General features: G+C 67.0%; 23 protein-coding genes. 8 read left to right on the forward strand and 15 right to left on the reverse strand.

Annotation, left to right across the window (positions count from 1 at the left end; all coding sequences use genetic code 11):
* Positions 1-101: 101 nt before the first annotated feature.
* Positions 102-515 carry a VOC family protein gene (locus AC1DGI_RS09635; protein ID WP_476898624.1) on the reverse strand — a complete coding sequence of 138 codons (414 nt, stop codon included), beginning with the start codon at positions 513-515 and terminating at the stop codon, positions 102-104.
* A gap of 133 nt (positions 516-648) precedes the next feature.
* On the reverse strand, positions 649-1,215 hold the full coding sequence (locus tag AC1DGI_RS09640; RefSeq protein WP_441401811.1) for a type 1 glutamine amidotransferase domain-containing protein: 567 nt from the start codon (positions 1,213-1,215) through the stop codon (positions 649-651).
* A 284-nt stretch (positions 1,216-1,499) separates the two neighbouring features.
* On the opposite strand from AC1DGI_RS09640, the gene AC1DGI_RS09645 reads away from it, so the two are divergent.
* Together AC1DGI_RS09645 and AC1DGI_RS09650 are read left to right on the forward strand one after the other, a co-directional pair.
* A complete protein-coding gene (locus tag AC1DGI_RS09645; RefSeq protein WP_441401810.1) occupies positions 1,500-1,751 on the forward strand; it encodes a DUF2630 family protein in 252 nt (83 codons plus the stop codon).
* A 178-nt stretch (positions 1,752-1,929) separates the two neighbouring features.
* On the forward strand, positions 1,930-3,384 hold the full coding sequence (locus AC1DGI_RS09650; protein WP_476898625.1) for a S8 family peptidase: 1,455 nt from the start codon (positions 1,930-1,932) through the stop codon (positions 3,382-3,384).
* A 195-nt stretch (positions 3,385-3,579) separates the two neighbouring features.
* Here AC1DGI_RS09650 and AC1DGI_RS09655 read toward each other — a convergent pair whose 3' ends face one another.
* On the reverse strand, positions 3,580-4,620 hold the full coding sequence (locus AC1DGI_RS09655) for an LLM class flavin-dependent oxidoreductase (RefSeq protein ID WP_476898626.1): 1,041 nt from the start codon (positions 4,618-4,620) through the stop codon (positions 3,580-3,582).
* A 214-nt stretch (positions 4,621-4,834) separates the two neighbouring features.
* Here AC1DGI_RS09655 and AC1DGI_RS09660 point away from each other — a divergent pair, with 214 nt between their 5' ends.
* From AC1DGI_RS09660 to AC1DGI_RS09670, 3 genes are read left to right on the forward strand one after another with little or no spacing between them, the layout of a single operon-like run.
* Entirely contained in the window at positions 4,835-6,709 is a 1,875-nt protein-coding gene (locus tag AC1DGI_RS09660) for a Na+/H+ antiporter (protein ID WP_441401584.1), read from the forward strand.
* A 34-nt stretch (positions 6,710-6,743) separates the two neighbouring features.
* Complete coding sequence (locus AC1DGI_RS09665; RefSeq protein ID WP_441401583.1) at positions 6,744-7,061, forward strand: DUF6221 family protein; 318 nt, start codon at positions 6,744-6,746, stop codon at positions 7,059-7,061.
* A gap of 48 nt (positions 7,062-7,109) precedes the next feature.
* Positions 7,110-7,751: an NADPH-dependent F420 reductase gene (locus AC1DGI_RS09670; RefSeq protein WP_476898627.1), complete on the forward strand. Its 642-nt coding sequence runs from the start codon at positions 7,110-7,112 to the stop codon at positions 7,749-7,751.
* Positions 7,752-7,840: 89 nt separating this feature from the next.
* Here AC1DGI_RS09670 and AC1DGI_RS09675 read toward each other — a convergent pair whose 3' ends face one another.
* Entirely contained in the window at positions 7,841-8,059 is a 219-nt protein-coding gene (locus AC1DGI_RS09675; protein WP_476898628.1) for a hypothetical protein, read from the reverse strand.
* Positions 8,060-8,222: 163 nt separating this feature from the next.
* Here AC1DGI_RS09675 and arfB point away from each other — a divergent pair, with 163 nt between their 5' ends.
* Positions 8,223-8,645: an alternative ribosome rescue aminoacyl-tRNA hydrolase ArfB gene (arfB, locus tag AC1DGI_RS09680; RefSeq protein ID WP_476898629.1), complete on the forward strand. Its 423-nt coding sequence runs from the start codon at positions 8,223-8,225 to the stop codon at positions 8,643-8,645.
* A 10-nt stretch (positions 8,646-8,655) separates the two neighbouring features.
* On the opposite strand, the gene AC1DGI_RS09685 is transcribed toward arfB, so the two are convergent.
* Positions 8,656-9,252: a DnaJ family domain-containing protein gene (locus AC1DGI_RS09685; RefSeq protein WP_476898630.1), complete on the reverse strand. Its 597-nt coding sequence runs from the start codon at positions 9,250-9,252 to the stop codon at positions 8,656-8,658.
* 271 nt (positions 9,253-9,523) lie between these two features.
* Here AC1DGI_RS09685 and AC1DGI_RS09690 point away from each other — a divergent pair, with 271 nt between their 5' ends.
* On the forward strand, positions 9,524-9,688 hold the full coding sequence (locus tag AC1DGI_RS09690) for a hypothetical protein (RefSeq protein WP_476898631.1): 165 nt from the start codon (positions 9,524-9,526) through the stop codon (positions 9,686-9,688).
* Between the two features lie 81 nt (positions 9,689-9,769).
* Here the strand turns inward: AC1DGI_RS09690 and AC1DGI_RS09695 are convergent, their stop codons facing one another.
* The 10 genes from AC1DGI_RS09695 to AC1DGI_RS09740 form a co-directional block, all read right to left on the reverse strand.
* On the reverse strand, positions 9,770-10,681 hold the full coding sequence (locus AC1DGI_RS09695; RefSeq protein ID WP_476898632.1) for an MBL fold metallo-hydrolase: 912 nt from the start codon (positions 10,679-10,681) through the stop codon (positions 9,770-9,772).
* 2 nt (positions 10,682-10,683) lie between these two features.
* Positions 10,684-12,372, reverse strand: a complete 1,689-nt coding sequence (locus AC1DGI_RS09700) for a long-chain-fatty-acid--CoA ligase (RefSeq protein WP_476898633.1) — start codon at positions 12,370-12,372, stop codon at positions 10,684-10,686.
* A gap of 206 nt (positions 12,373-12,578) precedes the next feature.
* The gene (locus AC1DGI_RS09705; protein ID WP_441401648.1) at positions 12,579-13,076 is read right to left on the reverse strand and encodes an SRPBCC family protein; all 498 of its coding nucleotides are present in this window, start codon (positions 13,074-13,076) and stop codon (positions 12,579-12,581) included.
* A gap of 46 nt (positions 13,077-13,122) precedes the next feature.
* Entirely contained in the window at positions 13,123-13,476 is a 354-nt protein-coding gene (locus tag AC1DGI_RS09710; RefSeq protein ID WP_441401646.1) for an ArsR/SmtB family transcription factor, read from the reverse strand.
* 120 nt (positions 13,477-13,596) lie between these two features.
* Complete coding sequence (locus AC1DGI_RS09715; RefSeq protein WP_476898634.1) at positions 13,597-14,952, reverse strand: hypothetical protein; 1,356 nt, start codon at positions 14,950-14,952, stop codon at positions 13,597-13,599.
* Positions 14,942-15,670, reverse strand: coding sequence for a TIGR03943 family putative permease subunit (locus AC1DGI_RS09720; RefSeq protein WP_476898635.1), 729 nt, complete (start codon positions 15,668-15,670; stop codon positions 14,942-14,944). The genes AC1DGI_RS09715 and AC1DGI_RS09720 overlap by 11 nt, the downstream gene beginning before the upstream one ends.
* 25 nt (positions 15,671-15,695) lie before the next feature.
* A complete protein-coding gene (locus tag AC1DGI_RS09725; RefSeq protein ID WP_476898636.1) occupies positions 15,696-16,760 on the reverse strand; it encodes a permease in 1,065 nt (354 codons plus the stop codon).
* Positions 16,761-16,881: 121 nt separating this feature from the next.
* On the reverse strand, positions 16,882-18,831 hold the full coding sequence (locus tag AC1DGI_RS09730) for an ATP-binding protein (protein WP_476898637.1): 1,950 nt from the start codon (positions 18,829-18,831) through the stop codon (positions 16,882-16,884).
* A 64-nt stretch (positions 18,832-18,895) separates the two neighbouring features.
* Positions 18,896-19,336, reverse strand: coding sequence for a DUF7793 family protein (locus AC1DGI_RS09735; protein ID WP_476898638.1), 441 nt, complete (start codon positions 19,334-19,336; stop codon positions 18,896-18,898).
* Positions 19,333-21,654 (reverse strand): glycosyltransferase family 2 protein, encoded by a 2,322-nt coding sequence (locus tag AC1DGI_RS09740; RefSeq protein ID WP_476898639.1) that lies wholly within the window; start codon positions 21,652-21,654, stop codon positions 19,333-19,335. Before AC1DGI_RS09740 ends, AC1DGI_RS09735 begins: the two co-directional genes overlap by 4 nt.
* Before the next feature lie 245 nt (positions 21,655-21,899).
* Here AC1DGI_RS09740 and AC1DGI_RS09745 point away from each other — a divergent pair, with 245 nt between their 5' ends.
* Complete coding sequence (locus AC1DGI_RS09745; protein WP_476898640.1) at positions 21,900-23,420, forward strand: chitinase; 1,521 nt, start codon at positions 21,900-21,902, stop codon at positions 23,418-23,420.
* Positions 23,421-23,516: the final 96 nt, after the last annotated feature.

Genomic DNA, 23,516 nt, shown 5'->3' on the forward strand with positions numbered 1-23,516 from the left:
CTGCCGGTCGGCCGGGCTGCCGGTCGGTCCGGGCTGCGGCACCGGGCACCGGTCGCAAGGCCGGGCCTCCCGCGGGCGGCCCGGCCAGACGGGGACGTTGGCTAGCTTGCGGCGGGCGCGATGTTGACGAGCCAGTCCACCCCGAATTTGTCTTTGCACATCCCGAACGTGTCCCCCCACGGGGCCTTCTCCAGCGGGACTGTGACGGTTCCGCCGTCGGACAACCTGTCCCAGTAGCCGCGGAGCTCGGCCTCCTCGTTGCCGCTGAGGGACACGGAGTAGTTGTTGCCCGGGGTGTAATCCATGCTGTTGGGCGTATCCGCCCCCATCAGCACCAGACCAGTTTCGCCGGTCAGCATGCCGTGCATGATCTTGTCCTGCTCCGCCGGGTCCTCGCTGGCATGGAACTCGCCGAAGGTGCTCATGTTCAGCTGTCCGCCGAACACGGATTGGTAAAAGGTCATGGCGTCTTTCGCGTTGTCGCGAAAGCTCAGGTAGGGGTTGAGCGTGGTCATTTCCGGGACTCCTCGGTAGCTGGAGGGCGGAACGGGGGTGCCCGCGTCGCCGCACTTACACGGCATATCCTGCCCGAATTCAGGCGCACTTCATAGATCCGTCGAACCCTGCCGGCGGCCGCCCGCAGGCCGGCTACGCGGTCTGGCCGGCGTGCTCGCCTTCGGCGATTTCTTCCAGCAACTTGTCGTTGAATGCAGGCAGGTCGTCCGGATTGCGGCTCGTCACGAGGCCCTGGTCGACCACGACTTCCGCGTCCGTCCAGTTGGCACCCGCGTTCTTAAGGTCCGTCTGGAGCGTGTGATACGAGGTGAGATGGCGTCCGCTGGCCACACCGGCGTCGATCAGCAACCACGGGCCGTGGCAGATCGAGGCCACCGGCTTGTGCTGTTCAAAGAAGCCCCGGGCGAAGGCTTGCGCGCCCTTGTCGACCCGGAGGTGGTCAGCGTTAACGACGCCGCCGGGAATGACGAGGGCGTGAAAGTCCGAGGCATTAGCCTGGTCCACCGTCAGATCGACGTCGAACGTCTGACCCTTGTCGGTGCCGTCATAGCCCTGCAGTTTTCCGCTTTTGAGCGCCACCAAAGTGGGTTCGCCGCCGGCCTCCTTGACTGCGTTCCACGGGCTGGTCAGTTCAACCTGTTCAACGCCGTCCGTGAGCAGAAAAGCGACTTTCTTGCCCGCAATATTGTGTTCCGACATGTGTCCTCCTCCAGCCAGCGCGAGGGTCAACAAGCCGTTCGGCCACGCATTTCCCCCGCGGAGAGATTGGTGCCTTACCGGACCAACTCTAGGGAACACGAAAATAATAAGCAAGCTGATCATCTGCGCGAACCAGCCCTCCCTCTCTGGCTTCACGATGCTGCTGTGTCGGAGATCCGCACCTTGGCGGCCGTCCGCCCACCGGGTGCCCTCTGGCCACGGCCAAGAGCCGTGGTTACGCTGGCGGGTATACGCAGCTTCAGGACCGCAGGAAGTAGGGCACCATGGACGAACAGGACATCCTCCAGCGCATCACCTCCCTGGTAGACGAGGAAAAAGAGCTCCGCGAACAGGCGGAATCCGCAAGTCCCGACCACGACCATGTCCCGGACCGGCTCCGGCTCCGTCAACTTGAACAGGACCTCGACCAGTGCTGGGACCTGCTGCGGCAGCGGCGGGCCAAGAAGCAATATGGCGAAAATCCCGACGACGCGGAGGCACGTCCGGTCACGCAGGTGGAGGGCTACAACGGCTAAGCGCGGGCGCCGGGAGCGCGGGGGACACCGGCGCTGATGGATCGGGGGCACGTTTTTGCGTGACCTCCCGCGGTCCGCGTCAGCGAAGGACTCCGATCGCCTCCTGATTTTTCCGCGTCACGGGCCTACCATATGGACGGGGGGCACTCGAAAGCGACAACGCTTACTGGAGGCCACGATGTTCATCACTGTCCGCAAACATTTCCCGCAAATGCAGAATATGTTCGTGGCCGGAGTCTGGCGCCGGCCGCGGCCCGGTACCGCCGCTCCCCCGCCTGACAGCACGCGGCCCCGGCACTTCTTAGCCTCCTTGGCCGCCATCGTGCTGGCCATGGCCGGTGGGATAGCGGCCGCAGGGCCGGCGGCCGCGGACCCTGAACAAAGCTACATCGTGGTGCTCAAGGACGGCGCCGGTGACGCGGGAGCCCTCGCCGCCGCGCAGCAGGGAAAGTTCGGCTTCACGGCGTCCAAGGTCTACCGCGACGCGGTGAGCGGCTATTCCGGCACCATGACGGCAGCACAGGCCCGCGACGTGGCCGCGGACCCAAGCGTCGACTTCGTCACGCTCGGCCGGCACTTCGACAAGCCCGCGGAACCCACGGCACCTAACACCGAGATCGCGCCGTTCTGGTGGCTGCGGATCGGTGGCGACATAGCGGAGGCCAGGGCCGGCGCGAATCAACGTGCCAGCGACAGCGACTCCGGCGTTAATGTGGCGGTCATCGACAGCGGCATAGACGCCACCCACCCGGAGCTCAACGTCCGGGGCGGCATCGATTGCACGTCCGGGGCCCCCGTCAAGGTGACCCCCGTTGATGTCCTGGGCCACGGAACCGCAGTGGCGGGCGTTATCGGAGCCCGCAACAACGGCTCCGGCATCGTCGGCACGGCGCCGGGCACCCGGCTCTGGTCGGTGCGGGTGGTCTCCGACGCAGGGACCATCAGCGAGGCGAGCCTGATCTGCGCCATTGACTGGGTGACCTCGACCCGCCGAGGCGGGGACAGGAGCGACGCCATTGACGTTGCCAACATCAGCATCGCCGGCCCCGGCTCCAACACGGCGAATTGCGGCAAGGGCACAGACCCGATGCACTACGCGATCTGCCGCTCGGTGCGGGCCGGCGTCGCGTACGCGGTCGCCGCCGGCAACGCTGCATCGGACCTCGCAGGGACCGTGCCCGCGGCGTACCACGAGGTCATTACCGCCACCGCCATGGCTGACTTTGACGGCCGCCCGGGCGGCCTGGCTCCCAGCATTTGCGGTCGTGACGACTGGAGCGTCCTGGGCCAGCGGGACGACCAGCCCGCGTTCTTCTCGAACTACGCCGTCAATGCTGCGGACCAGCGGCATACCGTCGCGGCACCGGGCGTCTGCGTTTTGTCCACGGCTCCCGGCGGACGCTACGGGATCAACCATGGCACCAGCTTCGCCAGTCCCGCGGTGGCCGGGGCCGTGGCCTCGTGCATCAGCGATGGGGCCTGCCACGGTTCGGGCACCGACATCAGCGAGCAGTTCCTCGATCTCGCCGAGTCCTACAATCAGCGGCACCCCGACTTCGGCTTCACCGGCGATCCGATCCGCCCTGTGGGCGCCAAGTACTACGGGTTCCTGACCGAGATCACGAGGTTCTAGGGCAGCCCGCGGCGCCGCGAAAGTAGACGCACCCTGGCGCAGAGCGGAGCATACGTGCCGGAAGCAGGACGACGACGGCGGGGGCTTCCGCCGTCGTCGTCCCGGCGTCGCCCGGAGTACGGTGCCCGCAGACCTGGACGTGGCCAGCGGCGCGTGAGTGGCCGTGACCGCGCGCGGCCTGCAGAAGTCCGCCGGTCAGGCAGGCCGGGGAGCGCCTATTTCGCGGTTCACGGCGGGCATGATTTCGGTGGCCAGCAGTTCGATGGAGCGCACGGTCTCGGCAAACGACAGGCCGCCGAGCCCGATCTGGGCCATGTACCGACTGTTGCCGAGAGTTGCGTGGATCTCCAGCAGCTTCTCGGTGATCTGCTGGGGGCTTCCCACCAAGAGGCCGCCGCCCGGCTCAGTCCATTCGTCGAAGGTGGAGCGCGGGAAGTGATCAAGCGGGCGCGGCATGTTCTGCTCGAAGTATCCGCGGTAGTGCGGGTAGAAGGTGTCGCGGGCCTGTTGCGAGGTGGGCGCCGCGTAGAAGTGGCCGCCGACCCCCACCGGCAGTCCGGCGGCGTCGTGGCCGGCGTCGGCGGCGCTCTGGCGGTAGAGCTCCACGAGGCGCTGGAACCGTGCGGGCCCGGACAGCAGTGCGACGAACAACGGCAGGCCCAACCGCCCCGCCCGGGCGAAGCTCGCCGGCGTCCCGCCGACGCCTATCCAGATGGGCAGTTTGTCCTGCACCGGCCGGGGGACGATGTCCAGCCCGGCCAGGCTCTGGGTCAGGCGGCCCTGCCAGTCCACGACGGCGTGGTCGCGCAGTTCCAGCAGCATCCGCAGCTTCTCATCGAAGAGGGCATCGTAGTCCTCCAGCTTGTGGCCGAAGAGCGGGTAGGACTCGACGAAGGCACCCCGCCCCACGATGATTTCGGCGCGCCCGTCGGAGATCAGGTCCAGCGTGGCAAACTGCTCGAAGAGGCGCACCGGGTCCTGCGTGGAGAGCACCGTGACGGCCGTGCCTAGGCGTAGGTTCTTGGTCTCCCGGGCGATCGCGGCCAGGACGATTTCCGGGGCCGAGAGGGCAAAGTCCCGTCGGTGGTGCTCCCCCAGCCCGAGGAAGCTCAGGCCCGCCTGATCGGCCAGTTTCGCTAGCTCGACGATCTCCTTCAACCGCTGCTGCGGGGAGAGCGCACTGCCGGTGCTGATGTTGCGGGTAAGTTCGCCAAAGGTAAAAATGCCAAAGTCCATGCTTCATTGAACATTCAAGTATCGAGTTTCATTCCGCTGCGGATCGGTGGTCCCAAGTCCGTGGACCTGTCGGCCCGTGGCGCCCCATTCGACGGTTCCGTACCCGCTCGCCGCTTGGAACCGTCGAGCGGGCAGGGAACCGTCGAAACGGTGGCGGGATAGAGAGCGCGTGCCGCAAGCCCCGCCCGCGGGACAGGCCTGAGAGAATGGCGTCATGGAACTCGCACTCGGATTGCTGGTTCTCGTGGCCGTCGTCTGTGCCGGCAGCGCCGTGGGCCGGAAACTCAACATTTCCGTCCCACTGCTGCTCGTCCTAATCGGCGTCGCGGGATCGTTCCTACCCTTTGTCCCGCCCGTGGATTTGAACCCGGAACTGGTCCTGGTAGGGCTGCTGCCGCCGCTGCTCTACGCCGCCGCCCTGCGGACCTCGCTCTTCGACTTCCGCTCCAACCGACGTGCGATCTCGCTGCTCTCGGTGGGCTACGTCATCTTCGGAACGCTCGCGGTTGGCTTCGTCGTCTGGTGGCTGTTCCCGGAAATCCCGCTCGCCGCCGCGATCGCCCTGGGCGCCGTCGTGGCCCCGCCGGACGCTGTTGCTGCGACCGCCATTGCCCGGAAAGTGGGCATGCCCCGCCGGATCGTCACCATCCTGGAGGGTGAGTCCCTGGTCAACGACGCCACCGCCCTGGTCTGCCTCCGCGCCGCCATCGCCGCGTTGGCCGGTTCCGTGTCCGCGGCCGGGATCGCCGGCGGGTTCCTGCTCGCGGCCGGCGGCGGCCTGGTGGTGGGCCTGGCCGCCGCGTACGTGCTGACCGCGCTCCGGAAGCGGATCCGGAACGTCGCGATCAACACCTCGACGTCGCTGGTGGCACCGTTCGTCGCCTACCTCCCGGCCGAGGCGATCCACGCCTCGGGTGTCCTCGCCGTCGTCGTCGCCGGGCTGGTGATGGGCACCAAGGCGCCGTCCATGCCCAACGGCGCCGCCCGGCTGAGCCAGCGCAGCAACTGGAACACCGTGCAGTTCCTGCTGGAGAACTCCGTGTTCCTGTTGATCGGGCTGCAGGTCCGCACCATCATCAACGGCGTCCAGGATGATTCGCTTGGCGCCGGCCGGATCTGGGCCGGCTGCGCGGTGATCCTGCTGGCCGTGCTGCTGCTGCGGCCGGTGTGGGTGTTCCCTGCGACGTACCTGCCCCGGCTGATCCCGGCCGTGCAGCGGAACGATCCGGCGCCGCCGTGGCAGTTCGCCGCCATCGTGTCCTGGGCCGGAATGCGGGGCGTGGTGACCCTCGCGGCGGTGCTGGTGCTGCCGGTGGGCCTGGAACACCGACCGGTGTTGATCCTGGCCGCTTTGGTGGTGGTCGGCGGGACACTGACGCTGCAGGGTTTCACCTTGCCGTCGCTGGTCCGTTGGCTCCGGTTGCAGGGCCCGGACCAGCGCGAGGACGCCCTGAACCAGGCGTCCCTGATGCAGCTGGCGACCGCCGCCGGGGTGCAGCGGCTGCAGGAACTGCGCACCGACAACGACCCGCCGGAGGTCGTGGCGATGCTCAAGCGGCGCACCCAGGAGCGCGGACTGGCCGCCTGGGAGCGGCTCGGCCGGCCGACGGCGGAGGCCGCGACCCCCAGCCAGCGCTACGCCCAGCTCCGACTGGCCATGCTGGACGCGGAACGGGCCAAAGTGCTGGAGCTGCGCCGCGGCGGCGTATATGCCCACGAGGTCCTGAGCGAGGTCTTGGACCGGCTGGACGTTGAAGAGTCCATGCTGGACATCTCGCTGGAGGAGCTGGACGCCACCGGCGAGGGCGGTGGGGAAGGGATCGCGACGCCGGGCGGGGTGTGTGGCCACCTCGAATCCGCGCCGGACCCGGAGGTCCCGCGCGAACCCTTCTGTGGGGACTGCCGCCGGGAAGGCACGACGCCGGTCCACCTCAGGATGTGCCTGGCGTGCGGGAATGTGGGCTGCTGCGATTCCTCGCCCGGGACACACGCCTCCAGGCACTTCGAGGCGACCGGCCACCCGGTGATGCGGAGCGTCGAGCCCGGCGAGGATTGGCGCTGGTGCTACGAGGACGACCTGCTGGGGTGATGCCAAGGGCCGCTGCCGCGCGTACCCTCGGTTTGTGGACATTGTTGAGTTCCTGTCCGAGCGCATTTCCGAGGACGAGGCCGCCGCCCGGACCCTGCTCAGCGACAGGACCGTCTCCAAGTCGGGCGAATGGTACGAACAGCGCCTGCTGCTCGAATGCGAGGCCAAGCGGAGGCTGATCGGCGTCGTCGAAGCGGCCCGGCAGTCCGCACTGACTGCCATGGTCAGCGACTCCCTCGGGGAGTCGCACTGGGCGCCGCGGTCGCTGGACTGGATGGAGCGCTCGCTGCAGGCCTTGGCGTTGCCCTATTTCGACCACCCGGACTTCGAGCAGGGCTGGCTGCGTCCCTGACCGAGCCGGCCCTGAAATATCCTCGGCCGGAACGCTGTTGGGCCCGGTATGACAACAATCGGAATCATCGGTGCAGGACGTATTGGCAGCCAAGTGGCCCGGAAGGCGGTCCAAGTCGGCTACGACGTCGTGATCAGCAACTCGCGGGGGCCGGAAACGTTGGCGGAACTGGTCGCGGAATTGGGGCCGCACGCGCGCGCGGCCACCGCGGCCGAGGCCGCAGCGGCCGGCGATTTCGCCGTCGTCACCGTCCCGCTGAAAAACATCAAAGACATTCCGGCCGAGCCGCTGGCGGGCAAGATCGTGATTGACACGAACAACTACTACTGGGAGCGCGACGGGCGGATCCCGGCGCTGGACAACGGCGAGACCACCACCTCGGGGCTGCTGCAGGAGCACCTGCCAAAATCCAAAGTTGCCAAGGGCTTCAACCACATCATGTATCACGACATCACCACCGATGGCGCCCCCACCGGCACGGAAAACCGCCGCGCACTGGCCACGGCAAGCGATTTCCCGGAGGCGGCAGAGCTGGTCACGAAGCTCTACGACGAGTTTGGCTTCGATACGGTCAACGCCGGCCCGCTGTCCGAGAGTTGGCGCGCGGAACGTGACCGCCCCGCCTACATTGCACGCCAGAGTGCCGCCGAATTGCAGGAGAACCTGGCCAAGGCGCCCCGCACCATCTGAGCACCTGATCGACGCGCCGAGTGGGCCGTTCACGGCAGTGTTCGCGTCGGACACTGCCGCGGACTGCCACCTCGAGTGCGGCGCAGTCCCTACCCGGGCGCTCCGGCCCGGGCCGGCGCACCTTTGGCTGACCAGGCGCTGACCAGCAGCCACACGGACCACACCAGGATCAGGACGATCCCCGCGAACCCGGCGAAGGCCAAGCCGGCGGCCAGGCGCAACTGTGCACGGAGAGCTGGCGGCCGCCCCGCAGCGGCCGACTCCACCGGCCGCGGATCCGGACCGCTTTCGGTTCCGAGCTTCCTCATGGACACCACCCGCTTCGCGCCGACGCCAAGGTGCGCCGTGTGCGCTCCTGCCCCACATGTATGCCTAAGCGCAGGCTACGCCGGTTGCGGCCGAGGGACCACAGGATGTTGCGGCTGCAAAGGCCCAATGCCGTCGGCCCCAATATCGTGCGACGCTTGGTTCATGGATCTCGAGGTGTCGCCTGCGCTCACGATCCCCTCGTCCGAACTGGGCTGGCGGTTCTCGCGGTCATCCGGGCCCGGCGGTCAACACGTCAACACCACGGACAGCCGCGTCGAGCTCTCGTGGAACGTCGAAGGCTCGGCAGCCTTGTCGGAGGGCCAGCGGCTGATACTCCTCACGCGCCTCGGCCGGCGCCTGATTGCCGGGGTGCTCACCGTGACCTCGTCCGAGCAGCGCTCCCAGCTGCGCAACCGAGAGGTCGCCCTGGCCAAGCTCGCCGAGCTCGTGGCCGAGTCTCTTGCCCCCGAGCCGGCCCGCCGCCGGGCGACCAAACCCACCCGGGGCTCAAGCCGCCGGCACCGCGTCGCTAAGGAACAGCGGGCGGCGACCAAACGGCAGCGCAGGCGGCCGGCTGCCGAGTAACGAGGCTCGTCTAGGCCCGCGCCCAAAGCCGCCGCCACCAGGGTGGCTTTGACTCCGGTGCGGGCGGGACCGCACCGGCCGACTCGGCGCCCCGGCGTTCGCGCCAGCGGGCCACCTCGGCGTCGACGTCGCGGGTCTTGGTGATGACCGGCGGTCCGCCTTGGAGTTGCCGTCGGGCGTCGATCACGCGGGCATTGAAGTCCGCCAGGACGTACCGCACTTGCTGCTCCGAGAACTGGGCATCAAGACGGCCATCGAGATCGGCGTCTTCGGTGCGGAGCAAGATCGCCGTCGGGCCGAGGCCGGTAATGTTCTCGCGCTGCAGCAGTCCTTTCACCCACCAGTCCGGGTCATAGACCTCGCCGAGCCCGGGGATGGGCTTGCCGGCGTACTTCAGGTTGTCGAACTTTCCTTGGGCCATGGCATCGCGGACGAGGTATTCGGCCTTGGCGGCGTCGTCCACCCGGGCGCGCCTTTGCCGGAGTTCCTCCTCCGCGGCGCTGAGCTGGTCGTTCTCCTGGACCGTGCTGCCGCTGGCCCGGATGGAGCGCAGCTCGGACGCCCGTTCCACCCGGCGCCGGAACGCCGAGCCTCCCCCGCTGCTCATCAGCTACCACCCTTCCGCTGCCGGAGCCTCGAATCTGTCTTCCAGTATGCGCAGCATCCGGACAGCGGCAACAGGTGCGGGCGCATCGAGACCGGAAGCTAACACTCGCGTAACGCGTCGTTAACCCGCCCGTGCGAGTCTGGAGACCTTCGATAAACACAGCGTTAGTGCCAGCATCCGCAAATCCTGAGGAGCCACAAGCGTGAACAGTCAAGATTTCAGTCCGTCCGGAAGCCCCCAACCCGCCAACACTGGAGATTCATCTCTGGATATGAGCAGCACGCACGTCACGCATGTGCGGGAGGACGTGGCCATGGCCGGTCGCTGCGGCAACGTCCACCTGCCCAGCGGACGCACCTGCACCCTGCCCGTGCGCCATCCGGGGGCGTGCAACTTCGTCGGACCGGCCGAAGCGGAGAGCGTCGCGGTTCACTAGGGCCCTCGCCATCCCGTCGAGAGGACAGTTCGCGGCGGTGTTTGGCCAAGAAACTGCCGCGGCCTGCCATCTCGCAGGCTCTCAGTCCTCGTCGACGCAGAGGATGAAGCCGGGGAATACATGCCGTCCGGGGCGTCCGGCCACGACGTCGACGGCGCGGCGGAGCTCCCGAACGTGGTCCACTGTCATCTGCAGCGGCGGTTCGTCAGGCTGGTAGGTGGTGTAGATCGGGTAGTCGGCGCCGGGATCCCCGGACATCTCGATGTGGCAGCCCAGGACATGGGTGACGGGGTGCGTGGCGCAGAACCCGACAATCCGATCGACAGTGCGGACAAACGCCGGCCAGTCGTGGATGTAGAGGCGGCCGGGGTAAACAGTGTCTCCGGTGAGCAGGATTCCGGTGTAGGCGTCATAGAACGTGACAGCGTCCCTGTGATGGCCCGGGCTCGGCCAGCACTCCAAGACCCGTCCGCCCAGGTCCACCGGGGCCGCCTTCACCTCGTCGGCGACGCCGGCGGCAGCACCGCCGTCGTCGCCGTCGCTGAAGCCGAGAAACTCCCACGCGCTGCGCCGCCCGGCGTCCACCAGCAGAGTGTCCGGCCGGCMTGCAAACTGGGCATCCCCTGCAACATGGTCGCGGTGCGGATGCGTGTGCAGGACCAGCAGCCCATAACCGTCCCGGGGATGCTCGGCCAACCACGCGTCAATCAGCCCGTCCACCACGCGCCGCAGCGGGAAGAACTCCGCGGACGCCGTGGCGCCGGTGTCGATCAGCACCGCCCGGGTGTTGCCGAACAGCAGGAACATGAATGGCGCCTCGTAGTTGACCGCCATGTTCTGGCGCAGCACGAGGGTGTGTTCGTCGTAAGCGTGGACCTGGATGTCCGGGTCCGTGTTGTGCTTCGCCGACTCCGAGCCGTGGATCCAGGACACGCTGAGGTTACCGGGCCGGCGCGTTCCGGGCCGGAAATCGATCGCTGCGGTCGTGTTCATCCCTACAACTCCGGCAGGACCTCGTCGCGGACCTGCTTGCGGAGGATCTTGCCCAGCATGGAGCGCGGCAGATCCGCCACCGGCACAATCCGGCGCGGGATCTTGTAACTGGCGAGGTGCTCCCGGCAGTAGGCGCGCAGCGCGTCCTCGTCCAGCTCGACGCCTGGTTCAAGCTCGACAGCGGCCACCACCATTTCGCCGCCGCGCTCCAGCGGCTTGCCCACCACCGCCGCGTCCCGGACCTCCGGGTGCAGGCGCAACACGGACTCCACCTCGGTGGGCGACACGTTGAACCCGCCGGTGATGATCAGCTCCTTGGCGCGGTCCACCACCGTGGTGAAGCCGTCCCCGTCCACGGTGACGACGTCGCCGGTGCGCAGCCACCCGTCCTCGGTAAGGGTTTTCGCGGTTTCCTCGGGGTTGTTCCAGTAGCCCTGGAAGACCTGCGGGCCCTTGAGCAGTAGCTCGCCCGGCTGTCCCCGCGGCACGTCAGCAGTGGGGTCGTCCAGATCCACGACCCGCATCAGTGTTGAGGGGAACGGCACCCCGATGGTGCCGGTGCGGCGGGTGGGGTGGAAGGGGTTGCCGAGCGCCACCGGGGAGGATTCGGTCATGCCGTAGCCCTCCACGAGCAGGCCGCCGGAGACCGATTCCCAGAGCTCCACCACATGGTCGGGCAGGTTCATGGCCCCGGAGATGCAGTACTTGCAGGACCGCAGCGAAATGCCCTTCTCCTTAGCGGCCATGGCGGTGCGCTCGTAGATCGGCGGGACCGCGCAGTAGACGGTGGCGGGCGATTTCTTCATCGCGGCCAGCACCAGGTCCGGGTCGAACTTGGGGAAGAGGACCAGCAGCCCCTGCTTCTTGATGCCGTAGGTCAGGTAGAGCGTCATGCCGAAGGCGTGGAACATCGGCAGGATCGCGTAGAAGACTTCCTTGCGGTACTCCGCGCCGGCCATCCAGGCTTCGCCCTGCAGGGCGTTGGAGTACAGGTTGAAGTGCGTGAGCATCGCGCCCTTGGGCCGGCCGGTGGTGCCCGAGGTGTACTGGATCGCGGCGAGGTCTTGCACGGAGGGGCGCGGGTGGCCGGGGTCGATCCGTCCGTGGCTGAGAAGCTCCTTCCACGGTGTGGTCCCGGGCGCTGGGGCGGTCAGCGAGGCCCGCGTTGCGCGCAGCTTTTTGACCGGCAGGGCCAGGGCGGCCCGCTTGGCGGCGGGGAACGCCTCGAGCAGGTTGACGGCCACCACGTGGTCAATTTCGACGTCGGACGGGAACTCGCTGACGGCGGCCGCGGCCTTGTCCCAGGCGATCACGACGCGGGCCTGGTGGTCCTCGAACTGGTGGCGGAGTTCGCGGGAGGTGTAGAGCGGGTTGTGCTCGACCACGACGGCGCCCAGGCGCAGCACCGCGTAGAAGGCCACCACGTGCTGCGGGCAGTTGGGCAGGATCAGGGCCACCCGGTCGCCGGCCCGGACGCCCAGCCGGCGCAGTCCCTCGGCGGCGCGGTCCACCTGCTCGCCGAGCTGGGTGTAGCTGGTGCGGCGGCCGAAGAATTCCAGGGCGGGGGCCGTCCCGGCCTCGGCCACGGACCGCTCAAGCATCGCGACGAGCGACTCGGTGGGCAGTTCGATCTCGGCCGGGACGCCGGGCTGGTAGTTCTTCACCCAGGGCTGCTGGTCAGTGTGCTCCATGCCCACATCATTTCGCGAACTCCCTGCCGGGGCGAATCCCCACCCGCCGCCCCGGCCCGTCCCCGGCCCAAGTAGCTCGCAGTTGTTGTCGTTTTCAGCGCTGAGAACGCCAACAACTGCGAGTCAGTTGGGTGCCCCTAGGGTGCGGACCAGCCGCCGTCGGACGCGAGCATGGCGCCCTTGACGCTGGTGCCGCCTGTGCATGGTCAGGCGTTCGCGTGCTCGGCGAGGATCGCGTCCACCTGGCCCAGGGCCTGGTTCATGCCCTCTTCCATGCCCATGGCCACGATCTCCTCCATTTGCTCCTCCGCCTCGAAGGTGGAGTGCACGGTCATCCGGGTGCGGTCGCCGATCGGTTCAAGTGTCACCACGCCGTGGATGGTGCCCTTGTCCGCCACCGGGACGCCGTCGGCGTCCGAAAACCCATCGTCGAACTCCAGGCGGTGCGGGGCCTCGATGGCGACAAATTTCCACCAGCCGCGGGCCTTCTCCCCGTCCGGGCCGGTCATGAAGTACGTGGCCTCGCCGCCGGGGACGAAGTCGTGCTTCTCGAAGGTGGCCGGCCAGCTCGGCGGACCCCACCAGCGCTCGAGCAGCCGCGGGTCTTCCCAGATCTGCCAGACGCGTTCGACGCCGGCGTCGAATTCGGCGACGACGCTGAGGCTCAGCGCCTCAAGATTCTTGACTGAACTGATGACTGTCATGTCGAGCCTTCCTATCTTTCAGCTTCGGTGGTTTCTGCCTTGCCTGCTATTCGACATTTGTTGGTGGCCCTGTTTCTGCGAGCAAGTCCGCGATCCGTTCGCTCCGCTGCCGCCACATGACCTCGTACTCGTCGAGCAGCCGGCGGGCCTTCTGCAGTCCCTCGTGGTTGGCCCGCACAATCTGCTCCCTTCCACGCTTTTCCTTGGTCACCAGGGACGCGCGTTCCAGTACCGCCACGTGTTTCTGGACGGCTGCGAAACTCATGGCGTAGAGCGCGGCGAGACCGGAGACGGAGTACTCCCCCGCCGTCACCCGCCGTACGATGTCGCGGCGGGTCGTATCGGCGAATGCCTGGAACAGGCGATCCAGGGCCTCGTCACCCAATTGATCTACAACCATTTGGTTGTAGGCTAGTCCGGTGTTGCCGGGGTGTCAATGGGTCTGACAAAGTCCGGGGCCGCACCTGAGGCAGGTGCGCGGTCCTCGGTCGGAGGTTGGCGGAGACCGTTGGGGGCGCGGCTACCCGCACCAGTTCGGCAGGAAGCCGGGGACAGTGAGCAGCAAGGCTCCGGTCTTGACGTCAACGACGGCGGTCTCCATGGGGGTCGGTGCCGGGCGGTTCGGGTACCGATCCCCGACGTAGCCGGGCGCAGCGGTTTCAATGGCAAGGTACGCGCCCGTTGGCGAAAGGCAGACGTTGGCTATCCGGGATCTGCCGGCGTCCGGCCGGTAGAGCACGTTGGGGCCGTTCCGGTCGGTGACATTGACCGCGGAGCGCTCATTTCCTGCGTCAAAGGTGCTCGTCACCTGCGCGTACAGCCCGCCGTTGTTCAGTAGGAGGGGCGGCCCCGCGGTAGCCGTCGCCCCGTCCTGGTTGCTTTTCAGGCCGGCACCTTCGGCGATGCTCAGTTGGGTGACGGTTCCGGTGGCGAGGTTGATGGTCGAGTAGCGCTCCGGGTCGATGCCCTGCCGTAGTGCCCGGTCTGCGACGACGAGGTCGCCCGTGCCGGGGACAAAGCCGAGCAATCCGCCGTGCGTGCCCAACGGGGTGACTCTGCCCGGGCTCAGGGGATCCAGGGCGAACATCGACAGCCCGTCGGTCTGCGCAACGAGCGTGGTTGAGCCCGGGACAAATTTCCAGTCGGCCGCGCTGACCGGACCGTTGATCCCGTCGACCTGCTTCGGCGAGGCGGAAGTGTCTTCGACGTCGTAGACGAAGAGTTTCTTACCGGGCTGATCCGTGGACGAGGAACTGGTGAACGTGTAGCCAATGAGGTGGCCCGACGCGGCTGCCCGCAGATTCTCCACTTTTCCGGTTTTGGGCAGCGGCACGATCCGCGGAGCCCCGCCGTCGAGTGGAACGATCTCCAGTGCGTTGGTGTTGTCGCCGTTGAGCGTCGCAAGGGCCAAGGCGGTGGGAAGCGCGGCAAATTCCTGGATCCGCGGGGCGGTGGCAAGCACCGTGGTCTTCCCGCCACCGGAGAGGTTGGCCCCCCGGATGGCGTCGGGGATCTTCTTCCCCGCACTGTCGAAGCCGGCATTCCGTTCCAACGTGTAGATATCAAAAGAGGCGGTGCCGGCGGCATGGTCCAATGCGGAAACGGAGTTCGGATGCTGCAGCTCCGCCAGGTTTCCGGCAGTAAGGGCGCCCGCGAGCATGCCAAGAAATGCGATGGTGCCGTAGAGCGAGCGAACAAAGCCACGCCCCGCCCGGCGCGCCGCGGCTTTCTGTTTAGCCGTCTCCTTGGCTCCCGGCTTGGCGGACGCCTTGGCCCCGGGTTTGGTGGATGGCTTGGTCGCCGCCTTGGTGGACGACCCGGTCCGCGACTTCGCAGCCGGCCTGGCCTTCGGTGTGGTGGTGGGTTTAGTAGACATAGGGCTGCGCCGGCTGTGCGACAGGAGTGATCGTGTCGGGGATGAGCACGACCGATTCGCGGCTGGTGACATTGGGGTTCGGGCGGAAACCGCTGGTGAGGGTCACCCAACTGTCCGTCTTGTACTCGTTCTGCCAGCCGGGACGGTAGACGGGCACGCCGATAGGTTGGGCGTCAACGGCGCAGCAGCTCACCACGAAGCGCGTCACAAAGAACACATTCGCCGGATCGCCCTTGTCAGGGGTGACGAAGCCGGTAACCGTGGCAGTCTTGCCGGCGAAGAAATCAACGCCCGCTCCGGAACGGAGCAAGGAGGCCCAGTCCCTGACGGTGAACGACGAGTAGTCTCCGCCGGCGAGCTTGCCGGCATCGTTTGAGACGAGCGCCGAGGCGGAGCCGTTGAGACCCCGCTGGGCGACCGTCGACGTGGTGAGCGTCGACGGCGGCAGCACCAGCAAGCCCACTACCGCCGCGGTGATGGTCAAGATGCTTCCGGTGGGCCAAAGCCATCCCCACCGGGTGATTCCGGTTTCAGCCTGTTCGTGCAGGTGTTCGTCCGCCGCGCCGGGCGCCAGGGCAAAGGCCGCGAGCGCCAGCACGGCGGCAATCACGGCCATGACCATGGTGAACACGAAGTACCGCGGATGGATGTATAGGGCCAGTTGGCCAGTCAGGCCGAGCCACAGCGTGGCCACGACGCCGATGAGGCTTAAGGCCACACCCTGCCAGCGCCGAATCAGCCTTCTAGTGAACATAATTGACCGCCAATCCGAGTACGGCGGCGGACAACGCCACCAGCGCACTCAGCTGAACGAGGGTCTTGGAGGTGAACGTGGTGCGTAGCAGGGCGAGCATCTTCACGTCGATCATCGGCCCGAACACGAGGAACGCCACGATAGCCCCCGGCATGAACGTTGCTCCGAAGGACAGAATGAAGAAGGCGTCAACGTTGGAACAGATGGCCACGACGAAGGCCAGGAGCATCAGGGCCACCACGGACCAGACCGGGTTACTCCCGAGCGTCACGAGCACCTCCCGGGAAACGGCGACCTGGATGATTCCGGCCAGGGCCGCGCCGATGAAGAGCGCTGGCATCATGGCTCCCGTTTCCTGGACGAACATCCGCACACTTCGCGCCGGCCTGCCCTGCAGGCCGCCGTGGTGGTCGTCCAGGGCGCAGGCTGCCTGGAACCGGGACGTCAGCAGCTCCTGCGGGCGTGGATGCCGGCTGTAGATCCAGCCCACCAGGTTCGCGATGAGGAAGCCGCCGAGAATGCGGGCCACCAGGATGTTGTTGTCCCAGCCGAAGGCCTGCTGCGTCGTGATGATGGTGATGGGGTTCAAGATCGGCGCGGCGAACAGAAACGTCATGGACTCGGCCACCGTCAGACCATTGACCATCAGCCCGCGGGCCAGCGGGACGTTGCCACATTCACATACCGGAAGCAGCATGCCCAGCAGAGACAGCACTATCCGCCGCAGAAAAGGGGTTCTCGGGAGCCTGCGCAGCAAGAGCCCCTCGGGGAGCCAGATCTGCACGCCGATAGAGAGCACGATCCCGAGGAAGACGAAGGGCAGGGATTCGATGACGACGCTGATCGACAAGGTGGCAAAATCCCGTAGCGCATTGGCCAACCCGGACCCGTCCACGGACGAGGGAACCAGAAGCCGCACCACAAACAGCAGTGTCAGGACCGCTATGCCGACCAATAGCCCGGCCGCGGACCTGCCCCGCGGGGCACGGACCGGGCCGGTGGCGGCTATGTCGGGTGCCGGCAGCCCGCGTTTTTCCGTGCCTGGCAGCGGCATGAGCACTCCTTCTGCGACGGGCAGGGCACCCCGGCCCGGAGGGCCGACACGGGAGACTGTACAGGCTGAGCTCTAGGCGGACTAGGGCCCATAATGCCCTTGTTACGGCCCGGCCGCCCCCCTACGCCAGAAAGGTGCGGTGCACGTCGCTGCCGTAGCGGCGGATGATGTCCCGCTTGGCACTCTTGAAGGCTTCGAGGTCCCCCGCGTGGCCGTGTTGTTCCGTGCGGCGCCGGGCGAGTTCGTCCGCGATCACGTCCAGGAAGAGTTCGGCCAGCAGCAGCCGCGCTGAATCACGGAAGCGCCCGCGGCCGTCGATGTAGAGCTGGACGGTCGGGGCCGCTGTATTGATGATGACTCTGCGTTCCTCAGCGCTGTAAACGGCACGGTCGGCGCCGTTGTGCAGGCTGCGGAAGTCATAGCCGGTGAACAGATCGACGCCGTGGTCCCGGCTGGGGCGGCCACCCTCCCGGTGCGGCGGCTGCTGCAGAGCTGCCGCGTCGGCGGTGAGCGCATGGTGCGGCGGCTGCTCGGCGCTGTGGTGCGATGCCTGCTCGGCGATGACGATTTCGCACAACGCCCAGTAGTCGCCCTCCCGGACGGTTAGCTCGGCGCGGTCGCCGTCGCGTTCGCCGAGCACGGTCCACTCAAGCCGACGCGTGCGCCCCAGCGCGGCGACGGCGGTCGGGACCGGTTCCGGGTCGATCCGCAACCCGCCGGACTGCTCCACCTCAAAGGTGAGCATCCCGCCGTCGGGCAATTGCGCCGGATCCAGCAGCAGCGCAATGTGGAATGGATGGCCGGGTGGCCGGTAATAGAAGGGAGTGGTGAACCGGAGGGCCGCGGGTTGTTCGACCGCGGCTGGAGTGCCATCCCGGTTCCGGGCCACCGGCGCCGTCTCCAGCCCTAGGTCGACGACGGCCGCCTCGCTCATGTGTTTCAGCAGCTGCTCGATCATTTCGGCGGTGCGGCCGGAGGTGGTGGCGCGTTCCAGATGGGTGAGTTTCTCCTTCTCGTGCTGTACCGAACCGGCGATGACTTGGCTGACGGCCTGGGAAAACGCCGCCACGAAGGGGTCCCGGGGGTTCAGGCCCTCGCGCTCATCGCTGATGATCGCCCGCCCGCGGCCCAGCATCCCGGTCAGGGCATCGCAGCGGACGGCGCCGAAGAGGTATTCCGTGCCGACCTGGTTTTCGAACTCGAACAGCTGGCAATCCAGTGCCGCGTTCCCGGAGAGGACAAGGAGTCCGTTGGTGCGTTCGTCGCCCCTGAGGGTCAGCTCGGTGTCGACTGCGCGTTTCAGCGTGAGGCTGAACGGATACGTCTGGCCCTCAAAGCTGACGGTCCCCGGCAGGTCAGGGCCGAGCAACAGCTGCGCCGGCGGTTCGAGGAACCGGACCGGATCGCTGCGGAGTTCGCCCGATCCGGGCTCGCCGCGCTCCAGTTCGACGCTCCGCCGGCCCAGCACCACACGAAGGTAGAAATTATCGGATAGAGACTGCAGCAGGGTGCTGTACTGGGTGATCCGGACGCGGTGATTGTCGACGACGACCGTCACCCGGGTGCCGCTGGCCGCCGGTGTTTCATCGACGCCGAGGCGGGCGTAGTCGGCCGGGTACGCGCGGCGGTCCTCTCCGCCGTCGTCGTAGAGATAGCCGCCGTTTTCGCCGCGGAAGACGTCGATTCGGGTGAAACGGCCGTCCTGGATGGTCTCGAGCCAGCCGTGCCCCAGGCCGAAGATGGCCTGCTTGAGGCCGCGGCCGAAGTAGCCGCGCCCGTCGCCTTCGCCCCGGGCGAGCGGGCTGTGCGCGCCGCCGTAGCTGAGGATTCGGCCGGCCTGCTGGAAGGACATGCCCTCCGCCTGGTCACTGACCATCAGCACGGCGCCGGTGTGGTGCCGCTCGTACCGCACCCGGATCCGGCCGCCACCTTGGGCGCCGGATCGCTGCAGTCGGGCGTAGCTGTCGTCGCTGTTGGTGATCAGCTCCACCAATGCCTTTTCCACCGAGGCGAAGCGCCGCGAGTCGATTCCGATCACGCGTTGGTCCACCTGGATTTCGGCCACCGTCATGCTGATGCCCCCGCTCCGAAGCTGTGCACTGCCTTCTATCGGGACAGTAGCAGTCCGGTCCGGGTCAGCCTAGGGCGTTGAGAGCGGACGCTCCCAGCTCACCCCGTTCACGTTCCGCAGGCCTGCTGAGGAAGCCGTTCAGCCAGGCGAGCGCGTCCGTCCGGGACGTGAAGAATTCGTGCGGGAACCTGGTATCCCGGCCGGTGGCCGCCGCCACGACACGGTCCACGGCGCTGGACCCCAGCACGGCGATGGCGCTGACATGGACCGACTTTGCGAATTCGTAGCGGGCCGCGGCGCTGATCACCACGTCGGTCATCACGGAAAGCATCGGCCTGGGCGTACCTTGGCCGATCAGCTCGGCGGCCCGCATGGCGTCCCGGGCCTCCCCGACGTCAACAGACGAACCGGGGGTCCAGACTGACTCGATGATGCCGCCGCGGATACTCAGGGAGTTCTTCCCGTTCGCAGCGAGGACCGGTCCCGACGCGCCTCCCCCGGTCACCGGACACCGGCCCTCTTGCGCCTGTCGGTATCACCGCGGAGGTCACGGTTGAGACGCCGGTCGCCGTGGTACAGGATCGACTCCCAGTCGACCTCTTCCGGTGACTTCGGAATGACCAGCGGTCCCTCCGGCGCAGCTTCCTTGGGTTTGACGTAGAGCCAATTCAGCAAGCCCAGGAAGATATCGACGGCCGAGTTCCTTAGTCCGATATACGCGCGGATTGCGTACGCCGCCATCACCGCGTTGAAGGCCGCGAAGACCGCGTTGCTCCAGTTCTGCTGCATCACGTCGCGCCAGACCGTGAACAGGGAGAACACCACGATCGCGTACGGTGCGAGGACGTAAATCGCCGGTGCTGCCGTCCGGTCCTTGACTTTCGGGGTGCGGGCGAACGGAATCTTGTCACCGGTGAGCGCCTGCTGCAGCGATTTTACGACGCCGGCCAGGTTCACGGGCATCAGCACCAGGTTGAACCCGTAAATCCGGAAGATATCGCTGAAGCGGTGGCCGGAATCCCGCAGGTCGCTGCCCATGGCCAGGAAGTACGGGAGCGCGGCGGCGAACACCAGCGGGCTGAGGAGCCTGCTGTCATAGGGATAGGCCAGGAGGAAAAGCAACCCGAAGCTGGCCCAGGTAATGGAAGCCATGTAGTTCACACGCAGCATGATTTCGCGCTTGCGCATGGCCTTCTCGCTGCCGCGGCGTTTCCGGATGGTTTCCCACAGCTTGGGCAGGATCAGCAGCCCGCCGTTGGCCCACCGCCGGCGCTGCACCACCAGGGAACCGAAGTCGGGCGGCGTCGCACTGTAGCTCAGCCGTTCGGGATAGTTGACCAGGTCCCAGCCTTCGCGGCCCAGGTCGACGCTTGATTCGGTGTCTTCGATGACGGTCCGGTCCTGGATGTAGGTCCGCACCTCAAAGCCGCCCTCGGAGGAGACTTCCACGATGTCATCGAGCGCAACTCTGCGGATCACGGCGTTGGCGCCCACCCAGAAGGTCGACCCGTACCGGGTCATGCCCTGGTGCTGGATGTGCTGCAGGTCCGTGGTGGCCCCGGCGACACGTTCGATCCGTGTGGGTGCGCCGCGGAAGGACGAATACGGCGTCTGGGTGACCGCGACCCGCTCGTTGCCGGGGGACTCCAGGAAGTGGACCAGCCGGAGGCAGTAATCCCGCAACAGCAGCGAGTCGGCGTCGAGGGTCAGGACATAGGTGCTGTCCTCAACGACCAGGTCATCCGCGGACGGCTCGACGGCGGGGCGGAGCACCGTCCCGTCGGCGGTCTGCTCGCGCCGCCAGCGGTGCCCCATCAGGCTGAGGTAAGCATTCAGGTTCATGGCCTTGTTCGCTTCGTGCGAGAGGCTCACATACTTCTTGCGTTCAAAGGTGGAGACCTGGGCATTGAAGATCCAAGTCAGGCGGGCGTACAGCTCCCGCATGCGGGGCTGCTCCGGTTCGGCCGCCTGGGCCTTCGCCGCGTACAGGGCGGTCAGAACCAGTCGCAGCTCGCGGGCCAGTCCCATGAGCACCAGGTCCACGAAGAATTCGTCCACGTGGTCTTCGACCCGCTCGGCCTCGGCCATGGCTTCAAGCCAGCCGGCAGCGTACTCGTATTCCTCGATCAGCGCGGACAGCTCGCCGCCGGCGCTACCTTCGCCGACCCGCCGGTTGAAGGCGTCGCTTGCGGCGTTCAGCCGGTTGGCTGGCTCCTGGAGGGTGGCCGTAATGCTTGCGGCTAGATCCCGTGTTGCCTGCAACCGGCGCTGGTCCTCCGGGTCGCCCGGGAAAGGCGGATCGTCGACCAGGAGCACGACGGACAGGTCCGGGAATTCCTGCAGCGCTGCTGACCAGAGCGTGGCCCGGACCACCTGCGGTTCCTCGGCGTAGGAGGGGACCAACACTGTGATCGCGTGCGGGTAGTCGGTGAAATGGCGGTCCAGCTCGCCGCGGGGGACCCTGCGATGATCGCGGAACCGGTTGAGGGCGCCCTGCCTGGCCAGCAGGTACATCAGGGCCGAAAAAGTCAGGAACGTGACGACGACGACGTAGGACACCGCCTCGGCCCTGAACCTGAACCCCGCGGTGGGATCGTTGACCAAGGTCCTGATCACTGTAGTCACCACGTAGGCGACCCAGGCCAGCACCGTCACCACAATGCCGACCCGGCCGAGAATGATTTTCCGGCGCGAGGGTTCCGGGTGCACAATGGCCAATGGTTCCGAGCGGCGCTCCGCACCCCACTGGCGTCTGCGGCTCTTTGTCGCCGGGTCGTCGGCAGCAGTGTCTTCAGGCCGCGGAACGACCAAGAGGTCAGACATATTTCCCCATCCACATCATGTGTACCCCCAGCGGACACACCGCGGACCGCCCTCCGGTACAGCCGGAACGCGGTCTGCCCTTATAATAAGCGCACGACCCCAAAAAGTTGTCCTCCGGCGCTCTCGCGTATTCGGCAGGTAATTTATTTGGCCGCGAATCCGCGTGGAGGGGTTGGAGCAAGTTCTCTGACAAGTATTGGGGTATATCTGTGTCGAACCGCTTTCCCGGGCGCCGCCTCTCTAAATTGCGGCTCGGAATTCTGGTAATTGTCCTGCTCGGTCTGACCGGCGGGTCGTATCTGGGGCTGCGCTCATTTCAGGACGCTAATGCGGCGTCGTCAATTCCGTCGGTCTTTTCCGGCTACGTCGACGTGACCGCCACGCCCCGCTTCGCCTTTGAATCCCCGAACAGTGCGGAGGCTAAAGGAGCGGTCCTGTCCTTTATTGTTTCCGACCTCAAGAACGCCTGCACGCCCTCCTGGGGCACAGTGTATGGCCTTGCCGAGGCCGAATCGGCGTTGGACCTGGATCGGCGGATCGCCAGGTTGCGCCAGATCGGCGGCACCGTATCCGTCTCCTTCGGCGGCCTGACCAACAGCGAACTGGCCGTGGGCTGCACGGACCAATCCAAGCTCACCAGCGCCTACCGCGAAGTCGTTGAGCGCTACGACCTCCGCTCGATCGACCTCGACATCGAGGGGACCGCCCTCGCGGACACCGCCTCCATTGACCGGCGCGCCGGCGCGGTGGCCGCTCTCCAGCAGGATCGCAAGAACAGCGGCAAGAACCTCGACGTGTGGCTGACCCTGCCGGCGGATCCGGCTGGACTGACGCAGGCGGGGCGGGACCTGGTCCTGCGGACGCTGCGCTCCGGCGTCGAACTTGCCGGGGTCAACATCATGACCATGGACTTTGGCGGCAGTAAGCCGGCCACCCAAACCATGTTCCAGGCTTCCGCCTCGGCGGCCGATGCGGCGCACACGCAACTGCAGTCGATCTATCGCGAGAACGGTGCGGACCTCGGGTCCGACACCGCTTGGCGCAAACTCGGCATCACCCCGATGATCGGGCAGAACGACATTGCCGGGGAAATCTTCACGCTCGACGACGCCGCCTCCCTGAACGGGTACGCCAAGTCCAAGGGCGTCGGCCGGGTCTCCATGTGGTCCCTCAACCGGGACCGGACCTGTGGAAGCAACTACCCGGACGTCGCGAAGGTCTCGGACAGCTGCAGCGGCATCCAGCAGGGCGACGCCTTGTTCTCCACTGTCCTGGGCGCCGACGTCATACCCACCAGGGCCGCCCAGGCTCCCGCCCCGGCCGCCTCCACAGCCGCCTCCCCCGCTCCGACCGCAACGGATGATCCGGCCACGAGCCCCTATCCGGTGTGGAAGGAAACAGCACGTTTTGTCGCCGGCGACCGCGCAGTGTGGCATGGCAACGTCTACGAGGCCAAGTGGTGGACGCAGGGCGCGAGCCCGGACAACCCCGTGGACCAGGGCGCAACCGTCCCGTGGAAGCTCATCGGCCCCGTGCTGCCCGGTGACCGACCCAGCCCGCAAGCCACCATCGCCGCCGGCACCTATCCGGACTGGTCGCCGACCGCGGCCTACCTGCGCGGCTCCCGGATCCTGTTCGACGGCTATGCCTTCGAAGCCAAATGGTGGACGCAGTCCAACAGCCCGCAGGCCTCCCTCGACGGTGCTCCGGACTCGCCGTGGATGAAACTCACGGCGGCGCAACTGCAGACGCCGGCGGCCAAGTAGGCGCTCGGAGCTGCCCCGGGCGGCAGCCTAGGAAGCTGCCGCCCTCAGCTGTTCGTCAGTCTGCTGTCTATCAGCCTACTGTTCATCAGCCCTCCA

It is taken from the genome of Arthrobacter sp. 05N428_2 (genome assembly GCF_056397065.1).

Excerpts from the sequence above, each read along its gene's own strand:
- AC1DGI_RS09705 (WP_441401648.1), bottom strand. The coding sequence starts at position 13,076 with ATGACAGTCATCAGTTCAGTCAAGAATCTTGAGGCGCTGAGCCTCAGC.
- AC1DGI_RS09675 (WP_476898628.1), bottom strand. The coding sequence starts at position 8,059 with ATGAGGAAGCTCGGAACCGAAAGCGGTCCGGATCCGCGGCCGGTGGAG.
- arfB (WP_476898629.1), top strand. The coding sequence starts at position 8,223 with ATGGATCTCGAGGTGTCGCCTGCGCTCACGATCCCCTCGTCCGAACTG.
- AC1DGI_RS09660 (WP_441401584.1), top strand. The coding sequence starts at position 4,835 with ATGGAACTCGCACTCGGATTGCTGGTTCTCGTGGCCGTCGTCTGTGCC.
- AC1DGI_RS09640 (WP_441401811.1), bottom strand. The coding sequence starts at position 1,215 with ATGTCGGAACACAATATTGCGGGCAAGAAAGTCGCTTTTCTGCTCACG.
- AC1DGI_RS09635 (WP_476898624.1), bottom strand. The coding sequence starts at position 515 with ATGACCACGCTCAACCCCTACCTGAGCTTTCGCGACAACGCGAAAGAC.
- AC1DGI_RS09710 (WP_441401646.1), bottom strand. The coding sequence starts at position 13,476 with ATGGTTGTAGATCAATTGGGTGACGAGGCCCTGGATCGCCTGTTCCAG.
- AC1DGI_RS09725 (WP_476898636.1), bottom strand. The coding sequence starts at position 16,760 with ATGCCGCTGCCAGGCACGGAAAAACGCGGGCTGCCGGCACCCGACATA.
- AC1DGI_RS09645 (WP_441401810.1), top strand. The coding sequence starts at position 1,500 with ATGGACGAACAGGACATCCTCCAGCGCATCACCTCCCTGGTAGACGAG.
- AC1DGI_RS09690 (WP_476898631.1), top strand. The coding sequence starts at position 9,524 with ATGAGCAGCACGCACGTCACGCATGTGCGGGAGGACGTGGCCATGGCC.
- AC1DGI_RS09740 (WP_476898639.1), bottom strand. The coding sequence starts at position 21,654 with ATGTCTGACCTCTTGGTCGTTCCGCGGCCTGAAGACACTGCTGCCGAC.
- AC1DGI_RS09655 (WP_476898626.1), bottom strand. The coding sequence starts at position 4,620 with ATGGACTTTGGCATTTTTACCTTTGGCGAACTTACCCGCAACATCAGC.
- AC1DGI_RS09685 (WP_476898630.1), bottom strand. The coding sequence starts at position 9,252 with ATGAGCAGCGGGGGAGGCTCGGCGTTCCGGCGCCGGGTGGAACGGGCG.
- AC1DGI_RS09700 (WP_476898633.1), bottom strand. The coding sequence starts at position 12,372 with ATGGAGCACACTGACCAGCAGCCCTGGGTGAAGAACTACCAGCCCGGC.
- AC1DGI_RS09715 (WP_476898634.1), bottom strand. The coding sequence starts at position 14,952 with ATGTCTACTAAACCCACCACCACACCGAAGGCCAGGCCGGCTGCGAAG.
- AC1DGI_RS09730 (WP_476898637.1), bottom strand. The coding sequence starts at position 18,831 with ATGACGGTGGCCGAAATCCAGGTGGACCAACGCGTGATCGGAATCGAC.
- AC1DGI_RS09650 (WP_476898625.1), top strand. The coding sequence starts at position 1,930 with ATGTTCATCACTGTCCGCAAACATTTCCCGCAAATGCAGAATATGTTC.
- AC1DGI_RS09670 (WP_476898627.1), top strand. The coding sequence starts at position 7,110 with ATGACAACAATCGGAATCATCGGTGCAGGACGTATTGGCAGCCAAGTG.